At 66.7% G+C, this 23131-nt stretch carries 19 protein-coding genes and 1 riboswitch; of the genes, 5 read left to right on the forward strand and 14 right to left on the reverse strand.

What is annotated here, in order from left to right:
* Positions 1 to 124: 124 nt before the first annotated feature.
* Entirely contained in the window at positions 125 to 2023 is a 1899-nt protein-coding gene (speA, locus tag BMY12_RS10425; RefSeq protein ID WP_093285576.1) for a biosynthetic arginine decarboxylase, read from the reverse strand.
* A gap of 85 nt (positions 2024 to 2108) precedes the next feature.
* Here speA and speE point away from each other — a divergent pair, with 85 nt between their 5' ends.
* Positions 2109 to 2960: a polyamine aminopropyltransferase gene (speE, locus tag BMY12_RS10430; protein ID WP_093285579.1), complete on the forward strand. Its 852-nt coding sequence runs from the start codon at positions 2109 to 2111 to the stop codon at positions 2958 to 2960.
* Between the two features lie 106 nt (positions 2961 to 3066).
* Here speE and BMY12_RS10435 read toward each other — a convergent pair whose 3' ends face one another.
* From BMY12_RS10435 to glnK, 4 genes are all read right to left on the reverse strand, one after another.
* Positions 3067 to 4356 (reverse strand): ammonium transporter, encoded by a 1290-nt coding sequence (locus BMY12_RS10435; protein WP_093285582.1) that lies wholly within the window; start codon positions 4354 to 4356, stop codon positions 3067 to 3069.
* A 79-nt stretch (positions 4357 to 4435) separates the two neighbouring features.
* Entirely contained in the window at positions 4436 to 4774 is a 339-nt protein-coding gene (locus tag BMY12_RS10440) for a P-II family nitrogen regulator (RefSeq protein WP_093285584.1), read from the reverse strand.
* Between the two features lie 157 nt (positions 4775 to 4931).
* On the reverse strand, positions 4932 to 6590 hold the full coding sequence (locus tag BMY12_RS10445) for an ammonium transporter (RefSeq protein ID WP_436278861.1): 1659 nt from the start codon (positions 6588 to 6590) through the stop codon (positions 4932 to 4934).
* 17 nt (positions 6591 to 6607) lie between these two features.
* The gene (gene glnK, locus BMY12_RS10450) at positions 6608 to 6946 is read right to left on the reverse strand and encodes a P-II family nitrogen regulator (protein ID WP_093285587.1); all 339 of its coding nucleotides are present in this window, start codon (positions 6944 to 6946) and stop codon (positions 6608 to 6610) included.
* 226 nt (positions 6947 to 7172) lie between these two features.
* Between glnK and BMY12_RS10455 the strand changes: the two genes are divergently transcribed.
* Complete coding sequence (locus BMY12_RS10455) at positions 7173 to 7430, forward strand: accessory factor UbiK family protein (RefSeq protein ID WP_093285589.1); 258 nt, start codon at positions 7173 to 7175, stop codon at positions 7428 to 7430.
* Positions 7431 to 7450: 20 nt separating this feature from the next.
* Complete coding sequence (locus BMY12_RS10460) at positions 7451 to 8953, forward strand: YifB family Mg chelatase-like AAA ATPase (RefSeq protein WP_093285593.1); 1503 nt, start codon at positions 7451 to 7453, stop codon at positions 8951 to 8953.
* Positions 8954 to 9018: 65 nt separating this feature from the next.
* Here the strand turns inward: BMY12_RS10460 and BMY12_RS10465 are convergent, their stop codons facing one another.
* A complete protein-coding gene (locus BMY12_RS10465) occupies positions 9019 to 9765 on the reverse strand; it encodes a TorF family putative porin (protein WP_093285595.1) in 747 nt (248 codons plus the stop codon).
* A gap of 264 nt (positions 9766 to 10029) precedes the next feature.
* Positions 10030 to 10488, reverse strand: coding sequence for a c-type cytochrome (locus tag BMY12_RS10470; RefSeq protein WP_093285706.1), 459 nt, complete (start codon positions 10486 to 10488; stop codon positions 10030 to 10032).
* A 167-nt stretch (positions 10489 to 10655) separates the two neighbouring features.
* On the opposite strand from BMY12_RS10470, the gene BMY12_RS10475 reads away from it, so the two are divergent.
* The gene (locus BMY12_RS10475; RefSeq protein ID WP_093285598.1) at positions 10656 to 12377 is read left to right on the forward strand and encodes a potassium/proton antiporter; all 1722 of its coding nucleotides are present in this window, start codon (positions 10656 to 10658) and stop codon (positions 12375 to 12377) included.
* A 207-nt stretch (positions 12378 to 12584) separates the two neighbouring features.
* Positions 12585 to 13091 (forward strand): DUF1993 domain-containing protein, encoded by a 507-nt coding sequence (locus BMY12_RS10480; protein ID WP_093285600.1) that lies wholly within the window; start codon positions 12585 to 12587, stop codon positions 13089 to 13091.
* Between the two features lie 6 nt (positions 13092 to 13097).
* On the opposite strand, the gene atzF is transcribed toward BMY12_RS10480, so the two are convergent.
* The 7 genes from atzF to BMY12_RS10515 all read right to left on the reverse strand — a co-directional run bounded on the left by atzF (position 13098) and on the right by BMY12_RS10515 (position 22929).
* On the reverse strand, positions 13098 to 14852 hold the full coding sequence (gene atzF, locus BMY12_RS10485) for an allophanate hydrolase (protein ID WP_093285603.1): 1755 nt from the start codon (positions 14850 to 14852) through the stop codon (positions 13098 to 13100).
* Entirely contained in the window at positions 14849 to 18367 is a 3519-nt protein-coding gene (locus BMY12_RS10490) for a 5-oxoprolinase/urea amidolyase family protein (RefSeq protein WP_093285605.1), read from the reverse strand. The genes atzF and BMY12_RS10490 overlap by 4 nt, the downstream gene beginning before the upstream one ends.
* Before the next feature lie 342 nt (positions 18368 to 18709).
* Positions 18710 to 19345 (reverse strand): urea amidolyase associated protein UAAP2, encoded by a 636-nt coding sequence (locus BMY12_RS10495; RefSeq protein ID WP_093285608.1) that lies wholly within the window; start codon positions 19343 to 19345, stop codon positions 18710 to 18712.
* A 14-nt stretch (positions 19346 to 19359) separates the two neighbouring features.
* Positions 19360 to 20175: an urea amidolyase associated protein UAAP1 gene (locus tag BMY12_RS10500; protein ID WP_093285611.1), complete on the reverse strand. Its 816-nt coding sequence runs from the start codon at positions 20173 to 20175 to the stop codon at positions 19360 to 19362.
* Between the two features lie 11 nt (positions 20176 to 20186).
* The gene (locus tag BMY12_RS10505) at positions 20187 to 21008 is read right to left on the reverse strand and encodes an ABC transporter ATP-binding protein (protein WP_093285613.1); all 822 of its coding nucleotides are present in this window, start codon (positions 21006 to 21008) and stop codon (positions 20187 to 20189) included.
* The gene (locus BMY12_RS10510) at positions 21005 to 21823 is read right to left on the reverse strand and encodes an ABC transporter permease (protein ID WP_093285616.1); all 819 of its coding nucleotides are present in this window, start codon (positions 21821 to 21823) and stop codon (positions 21005 to 21007) included. Before BMY12_RS10510 ends, BMY12_RS10505 begins: the two co-directional genes overlap by 4 nt.
* Before the next feature lie 32 nt (positions 21824 to 21855).
* On the reverse strand, positions 21856 to 22929 hold the full coding sequence (locus BMY12_RS10515; RefSeq protein WP_093285619.1) for a putative urea ABC transporter substrate-binding protein: 1074 nt from the start codon (positions 22927 to 22929) through the stop codon (positions 21856 to 21858).
* Positions 22930 to 23025: 96 nt separating this feature from the next.
* Positions 23026 to 23129: riboswitch (guanidine-I (ykkC/yxkD leader) on the reverse strand.
* Positions 23130 to 23131: the final 2 nt, after the last annotated feature.

Below are 23131 nucleotides of genomic sequence, written 5' to 3' on the forward strand. Positions count from 1 at the left end.
ATAAAGAATCACGCCCAGGCGCAGGCAAAGTCATCAGCTGCGCCGCAGCGCGCCGCTGTCGCCGCTTTTGAGCGCCTTGGCGCCTCTGCGTGATTCTTGTGCTGTTTCGCTGCTGTCAGGCCCCTCAGCCCTCCGACAGATAGGTATAGCCGCTCAAGCCCGCTTCCAGCTCCGCGAACAGTGCGTCCTGCGCCATGCGCGGCAGCTGCGTGGCGGCGAGCTTGCTGCGGTAGGCGGCGGAGAGTTTTTCCGGTTCCAGGTGCACGTAGCGCAGCAGCTCGTCGGTGCGGTCGCCCTGCTCGGCGCCGGCCAGCTGCCAGCCGCCCTTGCCGTCCAGCACCAGGTTCACGGCATTGGTGTCGCCGAAGAGGTTGTGCATGTCGCCCAGGATTTCCTGGTAGGCGCCGACCATGAAGAAGCCCAGCAGATAAGGCTCGTGCTCGCGCAGGCGGTGCAGGGCCAGGGTCGGCATCAGGCCTTCGTGGTCCACGTACTGGTCGAGGCGGCCGTCGGAATCGCAGGTGAGATCGCAGAGCCGCGCGCGCAGCTCGGGGCGCTCCTGCAGACGGTGGATCGGCATGATCGGAAACACCTGCTCGATGGCCCAGGCATCGGGCATGGACTGGAACACCGAGAAATTGCAGAAGTACTTGGGCGAGAGCTTTTCGCGCAGCTCGTCGATGGCCTCGCGATGCGCGCGGATCGCCGGGTCCAGCTTGGGCAGCACGGCGCGCGCCAGGGCGTAGTAGGCGGCTTCGGCGTAGGCGCGCTGCGGCAGGCTGAGCAGGCCCAGGGTGTATTGCAGCTGCACATCGGCGAAGAACTGCGCGCCATCGTGCAGGGTCTCGATGGGCCCTTGCTGGTCGATCTGCGCAAACAGCGCGTGCAGTTCCTGCAGCATGGCCGGGGCGTCGGCTTCGGGCGCGGGCAGGGGCTGCTGCGGGGCCTCGTCGTGATCCACCACATCGGTGATCAGCACCGCGTGATGAGCGGTGAGCGCACGGCCGGATTCGGAAATCAGGTCCGGCTCGGGCTCGCCGGCCTCGCCGCAGACCTCCTGCAGGGTGCGCAGGATATTGCGGGCGTATTCGCGCAGGCTGTAGTTCATGGAGCAGAAGGAGCGCGAGCGCGTGCCTTCGTAGTCCACGCCCAGGCCGCCGCCCACGTCCACCACCTTCACCGGCGCGCCGAGCCGGCGCAGCTCCACGTAGAAGCGCGCCGCCTCGCGCAGGCCGCGCGCCACGTCCTGGACATTGGCGACCTGCGAACCGAGGTGGAAGTGAATCATCTGCACCGCGTCCAGATGCCCGGCACGGCGCAGGATCTCCAGCGCTTCGAGAATCTGCGGCGCGGACAGACCGAACTTGGCCTTCTCGCCGCCGGTGTTCTGCTGGGTGCTGGTGAAATTGGCCGACAGGCGCACGCGCAGGCCCACCAGCGGCGCGACCTGCAGGTTGGCGGCTTCCTCGATCAGCAGCGGCAGCTCGGAGAGCTTTTCCACCACGATGTAGACGCGATGGCCCAGCAGCTGGCCGATCAGGGCGCGGCGGATGTAGGCGCGGTCCTTGTAGCCATTGCAGACGATCACGCTGCCCGGCCGCGCCAGGCCCAGCACCGCCGCCAGCTCCGGCTTGCTGCCGGCTTCCAGGCCCACGCGCTCGCCGCCGTGGCGGACGATCTCCTCCACCACATCGCCCTGCTGGTTGACCTTGATCGGGTACACCGCCGTGTAGCGGCCGGCGTAGTCCAGCTCCTGGATCACGCTGGCGAAGGCGCCGGTGAGCTGATCGACGCGGTCGTGCAGGATGTCCAGGAAGCGCACCAGCACCGGCAGCTGCAGGCCCTGCTCGGGCAGGCTGCGCGCCAGCTCGTAGAGGTCGATGGCGGCGCTGCTGCGGCCACGGTCCGGCAGTACGCTCAGGTGGCCCTGGGCATTGACGTCGAAATAGCCCTCGCCCCACTGCGGCAGGTTGTAACGCTCCCGCGCCTGGGCCAGGCTCCACGGCTGCTGCTTGTCATTCATTTTCGATGGTCACCCGATATACTCGCGCGGCATTTTTGACCGCCTGCGGCGTGGGGCGGGAATCCGTAATTTTAGGTGATTGACGATGACACTGGATCGCAGCTGGTTTACCGAGCCGATGGAGAGCACCGGCACGGCGTTTTCACTCAAGGCCGAGAAGGTCCATGAGGAGCAGACGCCCTACCAGAAGATCGAGATCTTCAAGACCGAAACCTTTGGCTGGCTGATGACCATCGACGGCTGCACCATGGTCTCCACCCGCGACAACTTCCTCTATCACGAGATGATGTCGCATCCGGCGCTCAACTCGCATCCGAATCCGAAAAACGTGGTGATCGTCGGCGGCGGCGACTGCGGCACCCTGCGCGAGGTGCTCCGGCATCCGGAAGTGGCCAGCGCCACGCAGGTGGAGATCGACGAGCGCGTCACGCGCCTGGCCGAGCAGTATTTCCCGGAGCTGTGCGAAAAGAACGCCGATCCGCGCGCCACGCTGTTCTTCGGCGACGGCATCCAGTGGATGAAGGACGCAAAGCCCGGTTCCATCGATCTGATCATCATCGACTCCACCGATCCGGTCGGCCCGGCGGAGGGGCTGTTCGGCAAGAAGTTCTATCTGGACTGCATCAAGGCCCTGGGGCCGGACGGCATGCTGGTGCAGCAGTCGGAATCGCCGCTGCTGCATCTGGGGCTGATCAAGGAAATGCACCAGGCGATGCGTGAAGCGGGTTTTGTGCAGACGCATCTGCTGCATTTCCCGCAGGTCATCTATCCCTCGGGCTGGTGGTCGGCGTCCATTGCCTGCAAGAAGGCCGGGCCGCTGGCCAGCCGCCTGGACGAGGCCGCGATTGCGGCGCTGGATGCGCAGTTCTACAACGCCGACACCCACCGCGCCGCGTTTGCGCTGCCCACCTACGTGCGCAAGGCGCTGGGCGCCTGAGGTTAACGTCAACAGGCCCTAGTCTTGGCAAACCGCGGGGCGGCTCAGGCATGCCTGAGCCGCCCCGTTTTTTTGATGCGCCTGAAGCGCAATGGCGATCAGGCGATCACAGGCCCTGCAGGTCGTAACCGCGCTCGTTGTGCTGCGCGGTGTCCAGGCCCTGCATCTCGTCCTCGCCGCTGACGCGCAGGCCGTTGATCGCGTCCACCAGCCATAGCGCTGCGGCGCTGGCCGCTGCCGTGTACAGCGCCACCACCACCACGCCCAGGGCCTGCACGCCCAGCTGCGAGCCCATGCTCATGCCCGGCGCGTAACCCTGGCCGCTGAACACGCCCAGGGCATCGGAAGCGAACACACCTGCCGCCAGCGTGCCCAGCATGCCGCCGATGCCGTGCACCGGAAACACGTCGAGCGAGTCGTCGATCTTCAGCACGCGCTTCACGAAATGGGTGGCATTGAAGCAGACCACACCGGCGACGATGCCGATGATCAGCGCGCCGCCGGGGCCGACATAACCCGAGGCCGGGGTGATGGTGCCCAGACCCGCGACCATGCCGGTGACGATGCCCAGGGCGCTGGGCTTCTCGTACTTGCGCCATTCCAGCGCCGTCCAGGCCAGCGCGCCCGCCGCCGCCGCCGTGTGCGTGACCAGCGCCGCCATGCCGGCCTGCGCGTTGGCGGCCAGCGCCGAGCCGCCGTTGAAACCGAACCAGCCCACCCAGAGCATGCCGGCGCCGGTGGCGGTCATGGTCATGTTGTGCGGCATCATCGGCGTGTGCGGGAAGCCGTTGCGGCGACCCAGCATCAGCGCCGCCACCAGCGCGGCCACGCCGGCGGTGATGTGCACCACGGTGCCGCCGGCAAAATCCAGCAGGCCCATTTTCTTCAGCCAGCCGTCATCGGCCCAGACCCAGTGGCAGACGGGCGCGTAGACGATCAGCAGCCATAGCGCCGAGAACAGCAGCACCGAGGAAAACTTCATGCGCTCGGCGAAGCCGCCGATCACCAGCGCCGGCGTGATGGCGGCGAAGGTGAGCTGATAGAGGCAGAACACGGCCTCCGGCAGGGTGCCGATCTCGCGCCCGCCGATGCCGGCGAGCATGGCCTTGGACAGGCCGCCGATGAAGCCGCTGCCCGGCGCAAACGCGAGGCTGTAGACGCAGGCCACCCACAGCAGCGAGACCACGCAGACGATGGCGAAGCACTGCACCAGCACGCTCAGCACATTGCGGGCGCGCACCAGGCCGCCGTAGAACAGCGCCAGGCCCGGCAGCGACATGAACAGCACCAGCGCCGTGGCGCTGAGCACCCAGGCGGTGTCGCCATTGTCGGCGGCCTGCGCCGCGCAAGGCAGGGCCCATGCCGCCAGGGCCGGCGGCAGGAAGGTTTTTTTCATTGTGATCTCCCCGGAAACGGTCAAAAAGCAAAAACCCGGTGACGACGAGCGTCACCGGGTTGGTGGTGAAACTTGAAGCTTAGACGGCGTCGACGCCGGCTTCGCCGGTGCGGATGCGCACCGTCTGTTCGAGGTCGTAGATGAAGATCTTGCCGTCTCCGATCTGGCCGGTCTTGGCGGCCTTGACGATGGCATCGGCGGCCTTGTCGGCCACGTCCGGCGCCACGGCGATTTCGATCTTGACCTTGGGCAGCAGGTCGACCGTGTATTCCGCACCGCGGTACAGCTCGGTGTGGCCCTTCTGGCGACCGAAGCCCCGCACCTCGGTGACCGTCATGCCCTGTACCCCGATGTCGGCGAGCGCCTCGCGCACGGCGTCGAGTTTGAAGGGCTTGATGATGGCGATGATCATCTTCATGGGAGTCTCTCTCGCGAAGTTTGTTGTGCCTGGCAGTTTAGCATGCACATCCCGTGCAACCGCGAACCGCTTTTGATACGCACAAAGAAAGAGGGCGGACTCTTTCGAGCCCGCCCTAACCCACCGGAGAAAAATCGGTGTTGTGCGATCAGAAGCCTTAGTTGTAGGCCTTTTCGCCGTGATCGGCGAGATCCAGACCTTCTTCCTGTGCTTCGTCGCTGGCGCGGATGCCGATGGTGAACTTGAGGGCCAGCAGAATGACCGCGGCCACCGAAGCCGACCACAGCAGCGAGGTGCCGACCGCCCAGAGCTGCGCCGTCATCTGCGTCGCCAGGTCGTAAGCGCCCACCGCCTCGGCGGTGTAGTCGAACACGCCGGTGCCGCCCAGGGCCGGGTTCACGAAGTAGCCGGTGCCCAGGGCACCGATGATGCCGCCCACGCAGTGCACGCCGAAGGCGTCGAGCGCGTCGTCATAACCGAGCAGGGACTTGAGCTTGGTCGCGGCGAGCAGGCAGACCACACCGGCAATCGCGCAGATCCAGAACGCGCCCAGCGGACCGACGAAGCCGGCGGCCGGGGTGATGGCAACCAGGCCCGCGACGATGCCCGAGCACACACCCAGCAGCGAGGGCTTGCCCTTGAGCAGCCATTCGGTGCCGGCCCAGGCCACACCCGCGACGGCGGTGCCGAACAGGGTGTTGAAGAAGGCCAGACCCGCGGTGCCGGTGGCTTCCAGGTTGGAACCGGCGTTGAAGCCGAACCAGCCCATCCACAGCATGCCGGTGCCGATGGCGGTCATCATCAGGCTGTGCGGAGCGAAGTGGAACTTGCCCAGGCCCTTGCGCGGACCGACGATGATCGCCGCGACCAGCGCCGCGATACCGGCGTTGATGTGCACCACGGTGCCGCCGGCGAAGTCGATGGCGCCCTTCTGGAACAGGAAGCCGGCGTGGCTGGCCGCCGTGGCCGCCGCATCGGCATCACCCTTCGGATAAGCGTCCGGACCATCCCAGTACCAGACCATGTGCGCGATCGGCAGGTAGGAGAAGGTGAACCACAGCACGCTGAAGATCATCACGGCGGAGAACTTCATGCGCTCGGCGAAGCCACCGGTGATCAGCGCCACGGTGATGGCGGCGAAGGTCAGCTGGAACATCACGTAGACCATCTCGGGCAGGTACTGGCCCTTGCTGAAGGTCGCCGCGACGGTGCTGGGATCCACGCCATGCATGAAGAACTTGTCGAGCGTGCCGTAGAAGGGGCTGCCCGCCGTGAACGCCACGCTGTAGCCGTAGACCACCCACAGCACCGCGATCACGCAGAAGATCGCGAAGCTCTGCATGACCGTGGACAGCGCGTTCTTGCCGCGCGTCATGCCGGCGTAGAACAGGGCCAGGCCCGGTACCGTCATGAACAGCACGAAAGCCGTGGAGACCAGCATCCAGGACACGTCGCCCTTGTTGCAGTCAAAGCCCTTGTCGCCGCAATGCGGCACGGTGGCGGCGGCCGGTGCTTCGGCGGCAGCGGCCGCCTCGGCCGGCGCCGCTTCAGCCGCCGGGGCGGCGGCGGCTTCCGCCGGTGCTGCTTCAGCAGCGGCCGGGGCCGGTTCGGCGGCCGGCGGCGCAGCGGCTTCCGCCGGTGCAGCCTCGGCCTTCTTCTCTTTCTTTTCCTTCTTGGCGGCCGGCGCAGGTGCCGCCGCAGGTGCTTCGGCAGCCGGGGCTTCGGCGGCCGGAGCGGGTGCTTCGTCCTCGGCCCAGGCGCCCGGCGCGAGGCCGCAGATGGCCGCCAGCATGGCGGCGCTCAAAAGTTTGCGCATCATTGTGCTTGTCCCCCTCAGAGAGCGTCTTTGCCGGTTTCGCCGGTACGAATGCGAATGGCCTGATCCAGGTTGTAGATGAAAATCTTGCCGTCGCCGATCTTGCCGGTGTGCGCGGCCTTGCTGATCGCATCGATGGCGGCGTCGAGCTTGTCGTCCCCCACGGCGACTTCGATCTTCACCTTGGGAAGAAAATCGACAACGTATTCGGCACCACGGTACAGCTCGGTATGCCCTTTCTGGCGGCCGAACCCCTTCACCTCGGTCACCGTAATGCCAGCCACGCCGATGTCTGAGAGTGCTTCGCGCACCTCGTCCAACTTGAACGGCTTGATGATGGCTGCGATCAATTTCATATAAATCACTCCTGAGTCGGAAAGCGTGCTGACGCTAGGGGAGCCTTGTAACCCCAGCGGCCCGGAGGCATAAAAGCATGGACCATGCCAAGCAATGGACGCGAAACTGAGGGCTTACCCCACCTCGTTGCGCCATGATGGTGCATGACGCCTTGTCGCGAATCAGCGCCGCTCGGGCATAATTTCCCCTGCGCCGCAGCGCCTGCGGCCGAATGGAAGCAAGTCAATGGATACGGGCCGCATCGAAGACCTCGCCGCCAAGCTGGCCGGCATCCTGCCACCGGGCCTGCGCGGCCTGGGCAGCGAGCTGCAGGACAATTTCCGCGCGCTGCTGCGCGCCAACCTGGACAAGTGGGACCTGGTGTCGCGCGAGCGTTTCGACACCCAGGCCGAGCTGCTGGTGCGCACCCAGAAGAAGCTGGCGGCGCTGGAAAAGCGGGTCCGGCAGCTGGAACAGCGCCAGGGTTCGCAGTCGGAGTCGTAAAGGGGTTTTAGCCTGCGGGCATGTCGCTCGCCACGGTTCTTTCCCGCGCCCAGAACGGCCTGACCGCCGATCCCGTCAGTGTCGAGGTGCACCTCGCGCCCGGCCTGCCGGGCCTGAACATCGTCGGCCTGCCGGAAGCGGCGGTGCGCGAGGCCAAGGACCGCGTGCGCGCCGCCATCGTCAACAGCGGCTACCGTTTTCCCCTGCAGCGCATCACCTGCAATCTGGCGCCCGCCGATCTGCCCAAGGAAGGCGGACGCTTCGATCTGGCCATCGCCCTGGGCATCCTGCTGGCCTCGCGCCAGCTGCCGGAAACGGCACTGCAGGCGCGCGAGGTATTGGGCGAGTTGTCGCTGTCCGGCGAAATAAGGCCGGTCAAAGGCGCCTTGCCTGCAGCGCTGAAAGCGGCGGCGGCCGGTCATGGTCTGCTGCTGCCGGCCGCCAATCGCGAGGAAGCGGCCCTGGCCGCGAATCTCGCCCTGTATCCGGTGCAGCGCCTGGGCGAGCTGTGTGCCGAACTGCATGCCGGCACCTTGTGCGCGGCCGAGTCCGCGCCGCCGGTGGCCGAGTGCGGGAGCCCGGCGCCGGATCTGCTCGAAGTCCGTGGTCAGGCACAGGCCAAGCGCGCCCTGGAAATCGCCGCCGCCGGTGCTCACTCCCTGCTGCTGATCGGTCCGCCGGGGGGTGGCAAAAGCATGCTGGCGCAGCGGCTGCCGGGCCTTTTGCCACCGCTGAGCGATGCCGAAGCACTCGAAGTGGCGATGGTGGCCTCCATCAGCCAGGGCTTCGATCCGGCGCGCTGGCGGCAGCGGCCGTTCCGCGCCCCGCACCACACCGCCTCCGGGGTCGCGCTGGTGGGCGGCGGCAGCCATCCCAAGCCCGGCGAGATCACCCTGGCGCACGGCGGTGTGCTGTTTCTCGACGAGCTGCCGGAGTTCAACCGCCAGGTGCTGGAGGTGCTGCGCGAGCCGCTGGAGCGCGGCGCCATCACCATTTCCCGCGCGGCGCGCCAGGCCGAATTCCCGGCGTGTTTCCAGCTGGTGGCGGCGATGAATCCCTGTCCCTGCGGCTATCTGGGCGATGAGCACAGCCAGTGCCGCTGCACGCCGGATCAGGTGCTGCGTTATCGCGCGCGCATTTCCGGCCCCTTGCTCGATCGCATCGATCTGCGGCTGTTCGTGCCGCGCGTGGAACGCGCGCAGCTGATGGGCGAGGGCACCACGGGCGAGACCAGCGCCACAGTGCAGGCGCGGGTGATGAGGGCAAGGCAGCGGCAGCTCGACCGCCAGGGCAAGGCCAATGCCCAGCTCGGCACCCGCGAGCTGGACCGTTACGCCGCTGCCGATGCCGAAGGCCGTGAGCTGCTGGCGCAGGCCCTGCAGCGCTTCGCGCTTTCGGCGCGCGGCTATCACCGCGTGCTGCGCGTGGCGCGCAGCATTGCCGATCTGGAAGGCAGCGAGCCCCTGCGCGCCGCGCACATCGCCGAAGCGCTGCGCTATCGCGAAACCCTGCAAGCCGCCTGAGCCCGCAAAAGAAAAGAAAAGAAAAGGGCCGCACGAGGCGGCCCTTTTCCCGATGCGGATACGGCTTACAGCGAGAACGTCTTCTTGATGCCGATCATGACCATCGGATCGTCGCTCTTGAGCGTCGTGTCGATGACCTGGAAGGTGGCGCTGAGGCTCTCGTCGATGGTCTTGGCCAGACCGACCGAGTAGTCGACATAGCTGTCCTTCGTCTCACAGTTGCTGAGGCTGTAGCAGAGCGCGACATCTTCGCCGGTCTTGGTGTAGCCAGCTGAAGCGGTCAGCTTCAGGCTGTCCGAGAGCGGGATGGCGGCGCTCAGCGAGTAGTACGACTCATCCACCGCATCGCTGTAGCCGGTGCTCTTGCCGTTACCGAAATACTTCGGGCTGTAGTAATACTTGAACGAGAGCACGCTGTAGCTCACGCCAAAGTAGCCCTCGAAGGTGTTGACGTTGCTGGGGCCGTGATCTTCGAACTGTTCCGGGTAGATGTAGCCGATACCGCCGATATCGAAGGTGAAGTCACCGAGTGCCTTGGTGAAGCCCGCGTAGAAATCGGTCTCCGTGCCGCCGGCAGTATCACCAGGGCCATAGCCCCAACCGATGTTGGACGCCCAGAAGCCGGCGTAAAGGCCCGAGTCGTGCGAGTAGTCGACACCGCCCTGGATGGCAGCGCCGCTGGTCTGCTGCAGGCCGCGGAACATATAGGTGCTGACGGCCCCGACGTTGCCCGTGACGCCTGCGAACGCGCTACCCGAAAACGCGGCAGCTCCCATGAGTGCAGCGACCGCCACTGAACGCTTGAGTTTCATTTAAAGACCTCTTCCCGAGTGGATAAATGTCCGCGTGCTTCATTGCACTGCGGCCCCGGCCCAAAGTTGCAAGCCCCATGCCACTCGTTGGCGCAAATGACGAGGCTGTGACAGCCCCAAAAGGCATGAGGAATTACCCGGTGCCGGCCAATTCACGCACCAAATGAGGGCCGATTTAAAATCGAGCCTCTTTTTAGTGCGCGACCAGGCGACCCAAAAAAAACGCCACCCGAAGGTGGCGCCTTTCTTAAAGCTTACCGAGGCTTAGAGGCCGGTCTGCTTGAGCATGTGCTCGACCGCGCCCTTGATTTCGTCATCGCTGAGGCTGCCATCGCCACCACGAGGGGGCATGGCATTGAGGCCGGAGATGGCCTTCTGCACCAAACCGTCCACCCCGCCCTGGGTCTTCAGGCGCTCGCCCCAGACGGCCTTGTCGCCGACCTTGGGCGCGTTCATCACGCCGGTGGCGTGGCAGCCGGTGCAGACCTTGCCATAGACCTCTTCGCCGCTCATGGCCGGACGCGCGGCCTGTGCGGCGGCAGCGGCCTTGACCAGCACCGCGGGGTCGGTCACCACCGTGCCGGCCGGCTTGATGCGCGCTTCCAGGCGCGCCAGCGCCGCTGCATCAGCATGACCTTCGCCGGTATCCAGCAGGCGGGCGGCGATGATGCAGATGAAGAAGATGCCGAACAGCACCGCGAGCACGGCGCCGAAGTTGATCATGAACACTTTATCGTGGTTCTGGTTCGCCACCGCGCGACTCCCCTGCGCTTATTGGATTGGGAACAAAAGACGCGCAAGTATAGCGACATGCCACGCAAGGCGACTAGGCACAGCCGAGCCGCATCGGCTGCCATCGGTCCTGCACCTCGCCCGCGTACACTTCGCGCATGAGCCTCGATTTTTCCAGCCATCTCATCCTGCTGGCCGCCCTGCTGTTTCTTGTCAGCATCCTCGCCACGGTGCTCACGCCGCGCCTGGGCGTGCCCCTGCTGCTGATCTTCCTGCTGGTGGGCATGCTCGCCGGCGAGGACGGCCCCGGCGGCATTCATTTCAACAACTATCCGCTGGCCAATCTCGCCGCCACTGCGGCGCTGGCGGTGGTGCTGTTCGACGGCGGCATGCGCACGCCGCTGCACAGCTTCCGCACCGGTCTGCGTCCGGCCTTGATGCTGGCCAGCTTCGGCGTGCTGATCACCGCCGGCGCCACCGCGCTGTTCTGCACCTGGCTGCTCAAACTCAGTCCGGCGGAGGGTTTCCTGATCGGCGCCATCGTCGCTTCCACCGACGCGGCGGCGGTGTTCTCGCTGCTGGGCGGCAGTGCGCTCTCACTCAATGAGCGCGTCGCCTCGGCGCTGGAGATCGAATCCGGCACCAATGATCCGATGGCGATCTTCCTGACCCTGGCCACCATCACGTATCTGCAGATGCCCGACAGCTTCGGCATCTGGGATGCGCTGCGCCTGCTGTTCTGGCAGATGAGCGCCGGCGCGGTGCTGGGCGTCGGCGGCGGCTGGCTGCTGGTGCGCGGCCTGAACCGTCTGCGCCTGGGCGATTCCATGGTGCCGCTGCTGGCCCTGTTCGGCGGCCTGGCCATCTTCGGCCTCACCGCACTGGCCGGCGGCAGCGGTTTTCTTGCCGTGTACCTGGCCGGCATCTTCCTGGGCAATCGCGCGCTGCGCGGCGCCGCCACCATCCGGCGCTTCCACGACGGCATGGCCTGGATGGCGCAGATCGGCATGTTCGTGATTCTGGGCTTGCTGGTCTCGCCGCGACAGCTGGAAGGCGTGATGCTGCCGGGCCTGGTGCTGTCTGCGGTGCTGATTCTGGTGGCGCGGCCGGCGGCGGTTTTTCTCAGCCTGGCGCCGTTCAAGTTCCCGTGGCGCGAGCAGCTCTACATCGCCTGGGTGGGTCTGCGCGGTTCGGTGCCGATCGTGCTGGCCACCTATCCCTGGCTGGCGGGGCTGCCCAATGCGCAGCTGTTCTTCAACATGGCCTTCTTCATCGTGCTGGTGTCGCTGGTGGTGCAGGGCTGGACGGTGGCGCCGCTGGCGCGCCTGCTCGGTCTGCAGGTGCCGGCCACTTCCGCGCGCATCCATCGTGACGACATCGATCTGCCGGGCCAGCAGGGCTATGAGGTGGTCAGCTATCGCCTGCCGTCCAACAGCAAGCTGATCGGGGTGCGGCCCAAGCAGCTGCCGATTCCGGATGTCTCGCGCGTGATCTGCGTCGCGCGCCGCGGCCGGGTGCTGCACTACCGCGACTGGGGTGAGCTGCAGGCCGGTGATTACATCTCCCTGCTCGCCGCCCAGACCCAGCTCGACGCCCTGGACCGGGTGTTCGAAGCGGTGCACGGCGAAAGCGAGACCACGGCGCGGCGCTACTTCGGAGAATTCACGGTGCGCGCGGATGTGCTGCTGGCCGATCTCTGCGAGGCCTATGGCCTGCGCCAGCCCGAGCACCGGCCGGGCAAGACCATCGCCGAGCTGCTGCAGAAACATCTGCCGCATCCGGTGGTGGGCGATCGTCTGCGCCTGGGCGATATCCAGCTGGTGGTCAAAGAGGTGCAGGGCGACCGGCCCACGCTGATCGGCTTGCGTTTGCCGCACTGAAGCGGCGCAGGCCGTGCGCAAAAACGCGCAAAAAAAAGCCCTCGCGCGAGCGAGGGCTGCAATAGAAAGGCTTGGGCCTTTCCGGAGGAGAGACTTTGGCCTGCGGCGCCTGGCGTCCGGCGGGCCTGGGTTACATAAAGCAGCTAGCGTGCCAAGTTACGAGCGCTGCGGTAGCGGGTCTTAATCAAGCCACGAAGGAGCGAGATCATGAGTCTGTCCATGTACGAGGCCAGCGTGCCGGTTCTGCGCCGCACGCTGAGCAATCTGAAAGCAGTGCTGGAAAAAGGTGCCGCGCACGCGCAGGCGCGCAAGCTGGAGGACAGCGTGTTCACCGAAGCGCGGCTGTTCCCGGATATGTTCCCGCTGTGCCGGCAGGTGTGGATCGCCACCGATATGGCCAAGGGCTGCGCCGCGCGTCTGGCCGGTGTCGAGCCGCCGCGCTATGAAGACAGCGAGCGCAGTTTCGCCGAGCTGGTATCACGCGTGAACAAGACCCTGGCCTATCTGCAGGACTTCACCGCCGCGCAGATCGACGGCAGCGAGAACCGCGCCATCGTCCTGCAGATGCGCAGCGGCGCGCTGGAGTTCAAGGGCCAGGATTATCTGCTCGACTTCGTGCTGCCGAACGTCTATTTCCACGCCGCCACCACCTACAACATCCTGCGCCACAACGGCGTGGAGCTGGGCAAGCAGGATTTTCTCGGCAAGACCTGAGCAGGCTCAGGACGGCGGCGCGGCGCGATACGCGCGCCAGCCGCCGTAGTGGGTGATGTCGCTGGCTTCGGCAATCGCCTGCGGCTCGCAGATGAAGCCCTTCACCCAGCGCCCGTCCGCCAGCTCCAGGCTGCCGATGCCCAGCGGCGCGTGCACGCCGGCCAGGAAGCGGCCGACGTTTTCCATCGGCAGATCCCAGAGCTCGACTTCGATGGCGGCGCCCTCGCCGCTGCGCGCCAGGCCCGGCTTGGGCGGCGTGGTGTTGCGCAGGGCGTAGAGCCGATACGCGGTGCTGGTGTGCGTGGCTTCGACGAAGCTGGCGCCCAGCTCGGTGAGTTCACGATTCAGCGGCATGCCGCGCAGATGCGCGCCGACCACCGCAACCCGCAGGCTGCTCGCGGGTTTGGGCTGCGCCGCGGGCAGGATCTCGCGCTTGAGCCAGCGGCGGCCGAAGTCGGCCAGGGCGCGGTCCTGCCAGGCCGGTGCAATCAGGGTGATGCCGCTGGGCAGACCGTCGCTGCGGAACGCGGCGGGCAGCGCCAGGGCCGACCAGTCGAGCAGGTTCACGAAATTGGTGTACAGGCCCAGGCGACTGTTGAGTTCAACCGGATCGGCCTGCATCTGCGCCACGGTGTACACACTGGGCGCGGTCGGCACCAGCAAGGCATCGACGCTGGCCATGATCGCGTCCGCCCGCTGTTGCAGCTCGCGACGCCGGTACTCGCCTTCGAAAGCATCCACCGCGCTGTAACGCAGGCCCTGCTCGACGATGCCGCGCACCGTCGGGTCCATGTCCTGCGCATGCGTGCGCAGGAACTCGCCCGCCGCCGCGCTGCGCTCGGCCACCCAGGGGCCGTGATAGAGCAGCGCCGCGGTGTCGAACAGCGGCGTGAAATCCACGCTCACGAGTTCCGCGCCCAGGCCGCGCAGCTGCTCGCAGCTCTGCGCGAACGCGGCTTCGGCCAGGGCATCGCCGTACCAGGGCGGGTCCTTGGGAATGCCGAAGCGAAACCCGCGCAGGCGCAGCGGCAGGGTCGGTGCCGGCCGCGAGTAGATGTCCTGTGCATCGAAGCCCGCCGCCTGCAGCGCCACGCATTCGGCATCGTCCACGTCCAGCGCGAAGACCGAGATGCAATCCAGGCTGCGGCAGGCCGGCAGCAGGCCGCGGTTGCTCAGCCAGCCGCGCGTGGGTTTCAAGCCCACCAGATTGTTGATGCCGGCCGGCACGCGGCCCGAACCGGCGGTGTCGGTGCCCAGGGCAAAGCTCACCAGACCGGCGGCCACCGCCACCGCCGAACCGGAGCTGGAACCGCCGGAAATGTAGTCGCCGTTGTACACGCAGCGCGGCGCGCCATAGGGCGAGCGTGTGCCATTGAGGCCGGTCGCAAACTGATCGAGATTGGTCTTGCCGATCACCAGGGCGCCGGCCGCGCGCAGCCTGGCCACCACCTGGGCGTCTTCCGCCGGCTGATACGCATAGGCCGGACAGGCCGCCGTGGTCGGCAGACCGGCGACATCGATGTTGTCCTTCACCGCGAAGGGAATGCCCCAGAGCGGCCGCGCGGGATCGGGCGTCTCGCCCAAACGGCCTGCGGTTTCCAGCAGCGCGCCATCGTCGAAGCGGCTGATCCACACCGCCGGGTCCGGATACGCCGCGATGCGCGCCAGCAGCTCGCGCATCATCTGCAGCGGCGTCAGCGAGCCCTGCCGATACAGGGCCTGCAAGGCCGCGATTCCCGGCAGCTTGGGCAGCGAGTTCATGCATCCTCCAGTACGACCACGGTTTGACCGGCCTGCACGGTGCGGCCGGCGCTGCAGCGCAGCTCGCGCACGCGGCCGGCTTGCGGCGCGGTGACTTCCATCTCCATCTTCATCGACTCCAGCACCAGCAGCACCTGTCCGGCCTGCACGGTGTCGCCCGGCTGCACCAGCAGCTTCCAGACGCTGCCGGTGACCTGCGAGGCCACCGCGCTGCAATGCGCAGGCAGCGCGTCCTCGCTCGGCGTACCGCCGCTGTCCTCGACACTGAAGCTGTCCAGACCGCGCGCCTTCCAGTCGGCGCGCTCGGCTTCAAACGCGGCCTGCTGACGGCGCTTGAAGGCGCTGATGCTCCCGGCCTCGCGCGCCAGAAACGCCGCGTACTCGCCGAAGGCCAGCTGCGTCGGTTCGATGCGCAGCGGATAGCGACCGTGCGGGAAGGCCGCGCGCGCCTCGGCAAGCTCTTGCTCGCTGACCGGATAGAAGCGGATCTGGTCGAAGAAGCGCAGCAGATAGGGCTCGGTGAATTCAGCGGTCTTTTGCCAGCGGTTCCACATCTGCACGGTGCGGCCGAACAGCTGGTAGCCGCCGGGACCTTCCATGCCGTACACGCACAGATACGCACCGCCGATGCCCACCGCGTTCTCCGGCGTCCAGGTGCGCGCCGGGTTGTACTTGGTGGTCACCAGGCGATGGCGCGGATCGATCGGTGTGGCCACCGGCGCGCCCAGATACACATCGCCCAGGCCCATCACCAGATAGCTGGCATCGAAGACGATGCGCTGCACATCGGAAGCGGAACCCAGGCCGTTGATGCGGCGGATGAACTCGATGTTGTCCGGGCACCAGGGCGCATTGGGCCGCACCAGTTCCTGATACTTGCGCATCGCCAGCTGCACGGAAGAATCGTTCCAGGACAGCGGCAGATGCACGATGCGGCTGGGCACGGTGACGCTCTCGGCCGCCGGCAGGCTCTGCTCGATCTCCTGCAGCAGGCCCAGCAGCTGCGTGCGCTTCAGGCGCGTGCTGTCGTAATGGATCTGCAGCGAGCGGATGCCGGGCGTGAGATCGATGACGCCGGGCAGACGCTGCGCCTGCAGGGCCTGCATCAGCAGATGCACGCGCAGACGCAGGGCCAGATCCAGCATCATCGGCCCGTATTCCACCAGCAGGTAGTCATCACCGGCACGGCGATACACCACCGGCACCGCGCCCTGCCGCTGCGCGACGATGGGCGAGCCGCGCGCGCCGCCGGCCACGGGCCTCTCCAGCTGCGCATCTTCCGCAGCACGGAAGCGGACCTTGTCGCCGGGCTTCAGCTGGCCCAGCTTCCAGAGGTCTTCACGACAGACCACCGCCGGGCAGACAAAACCACCGAGACTCGGACCGTCGGGACCGAGAATGATCGGCATGTCGCCGGTGAAGTCGATGGCGCCGATCGCGTAGGCGTTGTCGTGGATATTGGAAGGATGCAGGCCGGCCTCGCCGCCGTCAGGCCGCGCCCAGGCCGGACGCGGCCCGATCAGACGCACGCCGGTGCGCGCGCTGTTGAAATGCACCTCGTATTCGGCGGCGAACAGGGTGTCGATGTCCTCGGCCGTGAAGAAATCCGGTGCGCCATGCGGACCGTAGAGCACCGCCAGCGTCCACTCGCGCATGAGCTGCGGACGTTCCTGCGGTGCGATGGCCTGCGCCGCGCCATGCGGCTGGGTGTCGATCTGCAAGCTGTCGCCGGCGCGCAGCACGCCGGTGGCATGTCCGCCGAAACCGCCCAGGGAAAAACAGGCGCGCGAGCCCAAGTACAGCGGCGCGGCGATGCCGCCCTGCACGGCCAGATACGTGCGCTGGCCGGCGCCTTCGATCTTGCCCAGCTGCAGGGTCTGACCGGCCTTGATGGTGACGGGCTCGTAGAAAGGCACCGCCTGTTCATCGAGCCGCGCCTGCATCGCCGCGCCCGCGAGGGCAATCACCGTATCGCTCCAGAAACGCAGCGTCGGCCCGCTCAGCGTGCATTCCAGCGCCGCCGTGCCGGGCGCATTGCCCACCGCGCGATTGGCCAGCTGCAGGCTGCGTGCATCCATGGGCCCGGAAGGCGGGATGCCCACGTCCCAGTAGCCGAGCCGGCCGGGATGATCCTGCACGCTGCTCTGCGCGCCGGCGGCCAGCACCTCGATGGCGCGTGGCTGGTAGGCGAAGTCCTTGAGCACGCGCGTGGCCACTGCGCCGCTCAGGAAGGCCTCGCTGCCCAGCACCGCGCGCAGATAATCCAGATTGGTCTGGATGCCGCAGACCACCGAATCGTCCAGCGCCGCGCGCAGCGTGGCGATGGCGGCTGCGCGGTTCTCGCCGCTGGCGATCAGCTTGGCCAGCATCGGATCGTAGAAGGACGACACCTCGGTGCCGGTCTGGATCCAGCCATCGACGCGGATGCCGGGCGCAAAGCGCAGCTCGGTGAGCAGGCCCGAGGACGGCGCGAAATTGCGCTGCGGATTTTCCGCGTACAAGCGCACTTCCACCGCCGCGCTGGTCGGCTGCAAGGCAGCCTGTTGCGGCAGTTCCAGCTCGCCGGCGGCCTGGCGGATCATCCACGCCACCAGATCGATCCCGAACACCGCCTCGGTGACCGGATGCTCGACCTGCAGGCGCGTGTTCACTTCTAGGAAGTAAAAATCCTCGCGCGCCACGTCGTAGATGAATTCCACGGTGCCGGCGGATTCATAAGCCACCGCCTCACCCAGCGCGCGCGCCGCCGCATGCAGGCGCGCGCGCAGCGTATCCGACAGACCCGGCGCCGGCGTTTCCTCCACCACCTTCTGGTTGCGTCGCTGCAGCGAGCAGTCGCGCTCGCCCAGCGAGACCACGCGGCCGCGTCCGTCGCCAAAAATCTGCACCTCGATATGGCGCGCGGTCTCGACATAACGCTCCAGATACACGCGCGCATCGCCGAAGCTGGACTGCGCCATGCGCTGCACGGCGGCGAAGCGCGCGGCGAGTTCCTCGGCGCCGTAGCACAGATGCATGCCGATGCCGCCACCGCCCGCCGTGCTCTTGAGCATCACCGGATAGCCGATGCGCTGTGCCTCGGTCAGCGCCTGCTCGGCGCTGTCGAGCAGGCCGCTGCCGGGCAGCAGCGGCACGCCGCTGGCCTGTGCCAGCGCGCGCGCCGTGTGCTTGAGGCCGAAGTCGCGCAAATGCTCGGGGCGCGGGCCGATGAAGCGGATGCCGTGCGCGGCGAGCTGTTCGGCAAAGCCGGCGTTCTCGCTGAGAAAGCCATAACCGGGATGCACGGCCTGCGCGCCGCTCTGCCGGCAGGCGGCCACGATGGCCTCCACATTCAGATAACTCTCGCGCGCCGCGGCGGGGCCGACGCGGATGGCTTCATCGGCGGCCAGCACCGGCGCGCTGTAGCGGTCGGCATCGGAGTACACCGCCACCGAGGCGATGCCCATCTTCTTCAGCGTGCGGATCACGCGCGCCGCGATCTCGCCGCGATTGGCAATCAGGACTTTCTCAAACATGGCGGACGCCCTGCTGCAGCAGCTTTGCCTGCACGCGCTGGCAGCAGCGACCCCTCTCCCCCGACCCCTCTCCCGCAAGGGGAGAGGGGAGTGGTGGCCGAGGCGATGGAACCGGTGTGTGCTCCTCCGGGCGCCGTTTCATCTCAGCCCTCACCGAACTCGGCTGCCGGCTTACGACGAAAGCTAGACTGCCGCCACAGGCCCGTTCCCCTCTCCCCTTGCGGGAGAGGGCCAGGGAGAGGGGGCGCTCGATCAGGCTGCAGAGTGTCCTCTCCCCCGGCCCATCCGCGGCAAGGCGAGAGGGAAACAAGGCGCGAGCTGATTGCAGGGATGCGGCGAGGTTCATGCGCCCTCCCAGATCAGCACGCGCACCGGCGTCGGGTGGAAGCCGTTGCAGGGATTGTTGATCTGCGGACAGTTGGAGATCACGCAGAGCACGTCCATCTCGGCGCGCAGTTCCACGTAATCACCGGGCCTGGACACGCCATCGACGATGGCGAGCTTGCCGTCCGGTTCCACCGGCACGTTCATGAAGAAGTTGATGTTGCCGACGATGTCGCGCTTGTCCATGCCGTGCTTGGCCACTTCCACCAGGAAATTTTCGCGACAGGCATGCATGTAGCGCGTGTGATGGCCGAAGCGCACGGTATTGGCTTCGCAGGAGCAGGCGCCGGCGCTGGTGTCGTGCGCGCCGCAGCTGTCGGCGGTCACGGTCAGCATGAGATTGCCCTCGTTGGAGAGGATGCGCGTGCCCTCGCCGATATAGGCATGGTTCTGCGCGCGCAGCGTGTCCTGCGCGCTGTAGCGCTCGGAGAAGTCGTCGGCGCGGTAGAACAGCGTGTCCACCGCCTGCTGGCCTTCCACATCGATGATGCGCAGCACCTGGCCGCGCTTGACGAAGCCGGACCAGGGTGCAGTGGCGGGGATGGTGTAGTCGTAGATCGCGGTGGCCGGATCGCGGGTGTCGAGCGAACGCATGTCGGTCTCTCCCCTTATGCGAACCGCGCGTCGGTGTTTTCGAACGCGCGCCGCGCCTCGGCGGTGGCGCGGCGACACAAGTCGTCCGCCGCGGGGGGCGCGGCGCGCAGCAGCAGGGCTTCGATCTCCTGCGGCGCATAAGCGCCCGGCGCCAGCGGATGCGGGCAGTTGGAGACGGCGACCAGCAGGTTCATCTCGGCACGCAGCTCCACGAAATCACCGGCGGCGAGCACACCGTCCTGCCAGTGGAAGCGGCCTTGGGCATCGGTGCGCACCGGCGCGAAGAACGTGAGGCAGGGCGCGAGATCGCGGCGTGACAAGCCATGCTTGCCGGCGGCGAGCACGAAGTTGTCGCGCGTGTTGCGCAGCATGGCCGCGCCGTAGCGCGCGGCATTGCTCTGCGCGGTGCTGCCGCCCAGCAGGCTGTCATGCGCGCCGCAGCTGTCCTCGACGATGGACGCCAGCACGCGGCCCATGTCGGAGAGCAGCACGCGGCCCTTGCCCAGCGCCGCCGTCCATTGCACCTTCACGGTGGCGCCCGCGTCGTAGCGCACGGAAGTGTCCTCGGCATTCCAGCAGAAGAAGGACACGCCGGGCGTCGCGCCCGGATTGCGCAGGCGCAGGCTCTGGCCGCGCTTGAGGGTCGCCGTCCAGTACCAGCCGCCGGGAATGACTTCGCGATGCAGCACGCGCTGTGCATCGAAGCACGCATCGCGCGGCGTGGGTGGGGGCAGCGGCAGGCCGGCATCCTGGCCGGCGGCTTTGAGCGCTTCATAGCGCTGGCGGTTCGCCGCGATCTGCGCGGCGACTTCGGGCGAGAGGCTGGACATCGTCTGACTCCTCAACTCAAGACAGGCGCCAGGTCGTCCTGGCGGGGTGCTTGCGGAGGAGTCGGGTCGTCCCGACCGGCAGATGATAGCACCGCGTTTTTGTCGCGGCGCTTGTGGACTTCGATGTTCTGCGTGATCACGGCACCGTAACGCAGGCGCTCCGCATCGCGCTTGCGTCGCGCGTCGCGGTCGAACACCACCACGCGCGTGCCCAGGGTGAAGGCCTCACGCAGGTCATGGGTGACCATGACGATGGTGATGCCGGTTTCCTTCCAGAGTTTTTTCAGCACCTCGTGAATCTCGGCGCGGATGCCGGGGTCGAGTGCACCGAAGGGTTCGTCCAGGAGCAGCACCTTGGGTCTGGTGATCAGGGCCTGCGCCAGGGCCAGGCGCTGCTGCATGCCGCCGGAAAGCTGGGCCGGATACTTGTGCAGGGACTCGCCCAGGCCCACGGCGTCCAGCAGCTGCGTGGCGGCCTCGCGCTGGGCGCGCCGCTTCGCGCCGAACAGGCGCGCCAGCAGCGGCGAGGCTTGCAGCTCCGGGCCCAGCAGCACATTGCCGAGCACGGTCAGATGCGGGAACACCGAGTAGCGCTGGAACACCACGCCGCGATCCGCGCCGGGTTCATCGGGCAGCGGCGCGCCATCCAGCAGCAACTCGCCACGCGTGGGTCGTTCCTGGCCCAGCAGCAGTTTCAGGAACGTGGTCTTGCCGCAGCCCGAAGGTCCGACAATGGACACGAAGGCGCCGGACTCGATGTCCAGGCGGATCTGTTCGAGCACGATCTGCTCGCCGTATTCCACCCAGACATTGCGCACACTGATCGCGCTCATGCGCGTACCTCGTGCGCCCAGGGAAACAGGCGGCGCGAACACTGCACGAGCAGGGTGTCGGCCACATAGGCCAGCAGCGTGATCCAGGCGACGTAGGGCAGGATCAGGTCCATGGACAGATAGCGACGCACCAGAAAGATGCGATAGCCCAGGCCTGCATCCGCCGAGATCGCTTCCGCCGAGATCAGGAACAGGAAAGCCGGACCCAGCATCAGGCGCGTGGATTCGATCAGTCGCGGCATGGCCTGCGGCAGCGCCACCCGCAGCATCACCTGCCAGGTCGAAGCGCCCAGGGTCTGCGCCTTGACCAGCTGCTCCTTCGGCAGCTGACTGACCTTCAGTGCCAGGTCGCGGATCAGGCAAGGCGCCACGCCGATGATGATCAGCATCACCTTGGACAACTCATCCAGACCGAAGGCGATGAACAGGATCGGCAGAATCGCCATCGGCGGCACCATGGAAATCACGGCCATCAGCGGCGAGAACGTCGCGCTCATCATGGGCAGCAGGCCGATGGCCAGGCCCAGCACCAGGGCGATGGCGATCGAAATCGCCAGACCCTGGCCCAGACGCTTGAGGCTGACCTTGGTGTCGGCCCAGAAGATGCGCTCGCCGGTGCGACGGTCTTCTTCCAGCGCGGTGCGGTGCAGGGTCTGCACCATGCTGCTGAGCGAAGGCAGGACCTTGTCTTCGGCATTGACCGCCAGACGCTGCGCCGAGGCCATCGCATACAGCATCGCGATCAGCGCGAAGGGCAGCAGCGCCAGCAGCCAGCGACCGCCGCGATTGGGCGTGACATTCATCAAGCGACGCATCGCTTAGCTCCGGTGAGCGCGGATGGGCCTGATCAGAGCTTGCCTTCCGCCGCCATCGTCATGTACGTGGCATCGAAGCGCATCTTGATATTGCTCTTGCTGCCCAGGGTCTGGCCGCCGGGGAAGGCGATGCCGACGAAGTCCTTGTCCGGTGCGTTGGCGCCGAGCAGACCGTGATCGAAGGAGAAGCTGCGCACCAGCTCCATGGTCTGCACCAGCTTGGCGTCCTTGGTGAAGGCCGCCGCTTCCGCCGACGTGTAGAACATCCGGGTGGTCTTGAGCTGGCCTTCGAAGCTGGCACTGCTGGCGCCGGAGAGCTTGGCCATCGCCGCGCGTGCGGCCACGCCGTCGGCGCCCGTGCTGCTCATCACTTTCAGCGTGTCATACCAGATGCCGGCCAGGGCCTTGCCCAGCGCCGGATTGTCTTTCAGGGTCTGCGTGTTCACCACCAGGGTGTCGATGATCTCGCCGGGAATCTTGCTGGAGTCGAACACCAGGGCCGCGCCCGGTTCGGCCTTGATCTCGGAGAGCTGCGGGTTCCAGGTCACCACCGCCGTGGTGTCCTTGGCCTTGTAGGCGGAGACGATGTCGGCATCCGAGGTGTTGACGGTCTTGATGTCCTTCTCCTTGAGCTTCACCGAGTCCAGACCGCGCGCCAGCAGATAGTGCGAGACCGACAGCTCCACCAGGTTCACCTTCTGGCCCTTGATCTCCGCCAGGGTCTTGCCCTTCTTCAGCACGATGCCGTCGTTGCCGTTGGAGTAGTCGCCGATCAGCAGCGCGGTGGTGTCCACGCCGCCGGCGGCGGGAATGGTCAGCGCGTCCATGTTGGTGACGGTCACGCCGTCGAACTTGCCGGCGGTGTACTGGTTGATCGATTCGACGTAGTCGTTGATCTGGGTGATCTTGATCTTGATGCCGTACTTGTCGGCCCACTTCTTGACGATGCCGGCCTGCTCGGCGTACGGCCAGGGCATCCAGCCCACGTAGATCGACCAGGCGATGTCGAATTCCTTCTTCGCCTCGGCGTGTGCCGGCTGGAGCAGGGTGAGGCTGCACAAGGCAGCGGCGGTGAGCAGCTTGAAGCAGTGTTTGAGCGCGCGCATATCCGGTCCTTTGCAAAGATTCACAGGGCCGGCCGCGTATCGGTGGAGTTCAAGACAACGGAGCACTCGAACGTGAACCAGATACTGGCCGTCGAGGTCTCCCGGGTTTTTATCCCGCCGTGCACCGGGTTCGCGCCCGGCCGGCAGCTCTCGGACCAGTCGCGCACTGTTTTAGCGCCGGAACCCTAGCCACCAACTCTAA

It is taken from the genome of Solimonas aquatica, assembly GCF_900111015.1.
Lineage (GTDB): Bacteria > Pseudomonadota > Gammaproteobacteria > Nevskiales > Nevskiaceae > Solimonas > Solimonas aquatica.

Coding starts and splice junctions, on each gene's coding strand:
- BMY12_RS10510 (WP_093285616.1), bottom strand. CDS start 21,823: ATGCGTCGCTTGATGAATGTCACGCCCAATCGCGGCGGTCGCTGGCTG.
- speA (WP_093285576.1), bottom strand. CDS start 2,023: ATGAATGACAAGCAGCAGCCGTGGAGCCTGGCCCAGGCGCGGGAGCGT.
- speE (WP_093285579.1), top strand. CDS start 2,109: ATGACACTGGATCGCAGCTGGTTTACCGAGCCGATGGAGAGCACCGGC.
- atzF (WP_093285603.1), bottom strand. CDS start 14,852: ATGAACTCGCTGCCCAAGCTGCCGGGAATCGCGGCCTTGCAGGCCCTG.
- BMY12_RS10490 (WP_093285605.1), bottom strand. CDS start 18,367: ATGTTTGAGAAAGTCCTGATTGCCAATCGCGGCGAGATCGCGGCGCGC.
- BMY12_RS10505 (WP_093285613.1), bottom strand. CDS start 21,008: ATGAGCGCGATCAGTGTGCGCAATGTCTGGGTGGAATACGGCGAGCAG.
- BMY12_RS10470 (WP_093285706.1), bottom strand. CDS start 10,488: ATGATCAACTTCGGCGCCGTGCTCGCGGTGCTGTTCGGCATCTTCTTC.
- glnK (WP_093285587.1), bottom strand. CDS start 6,946: ATGAAATTGATCGCAGCCATCATCAAGCCGTTCAAGTTGGACGAGGTG.
- BMY12_RS10445 (WP_436278861.1), bottom strand. CDS start 6,590: ATGCGCAAACTTTTGAGCGCCGCCATGCTGGCGGCCATCTGCGGCCTC.
- BMY12_RS10435 (WP_093285582.1), bottom strand. CDS start 4,356: ATGAAAAAAACCTTCCTGCCGCCGGCCCTGGCGGCATGGGCCCTGCCT.
- BMY12_RS10515 (WP_093285619.1), bottom strand. CDS start 22,929: ATGCGCGCGCTCAAACACTGCTTCAAGCTGCTCACCGCCGCTGCCTTG.
- BMY12_RS10440 (WP_093285584.1), bottom strand. CDS start 4,774: ATGAAGATGATCATCGCCATCATCAAGCCCTTCAAACTCGACGCCGTG.
- BMY12_RS10475 (WP_093285598.1), top strand. CDS start 10,656: ATGAGCCTCGATTTTTCCAGCCATCTCATCCTGCTGGCCGCCCTGCTG.
- BMY12_RS10495 (WP_093285608.1), bottom strand. CDS start 19,345: ATGCGTTCGCTCGACACCCGCGATCCGGCCACCGCGATCTACGACTAC.
- BMY12_RS10500 (WP_093285611.1), bottom strand. CDS start 20,175: ATGTCCAGCCTCTCGCCCGAAGTCGCCGCGCAGATCGCGGCGAACCGC.
- BMY12_RS10465 (WP_093285595.1), bottom strand. CDS start 9,765: ATGAAACTCAAGCGTTCAGTGGCGGTCGCTGCACTCATGGGAGCTGCC.
- BMY12_RS10460 (WP_093285593.1), top strand. CDS start 7,451: ATGTCGCTCGCCACGGTTCTTTCCCGCGCCCAGAACGGCCTGACCGCC.
- BMY12_RS10455 (WP_093285589.1), top strand. CDS start 7,173: ATGGATACGGGCCGCATCGAAGACCTCGCCGCCAAGCTGGCCGGCATC.
- BMY12_RS10480 (WP_093285600.1), top strand. CDS start 12,585: ATGAGTCTGTCCATGTACGAGGCCAGCGTGCCGGTTCTGCGCCGCACG.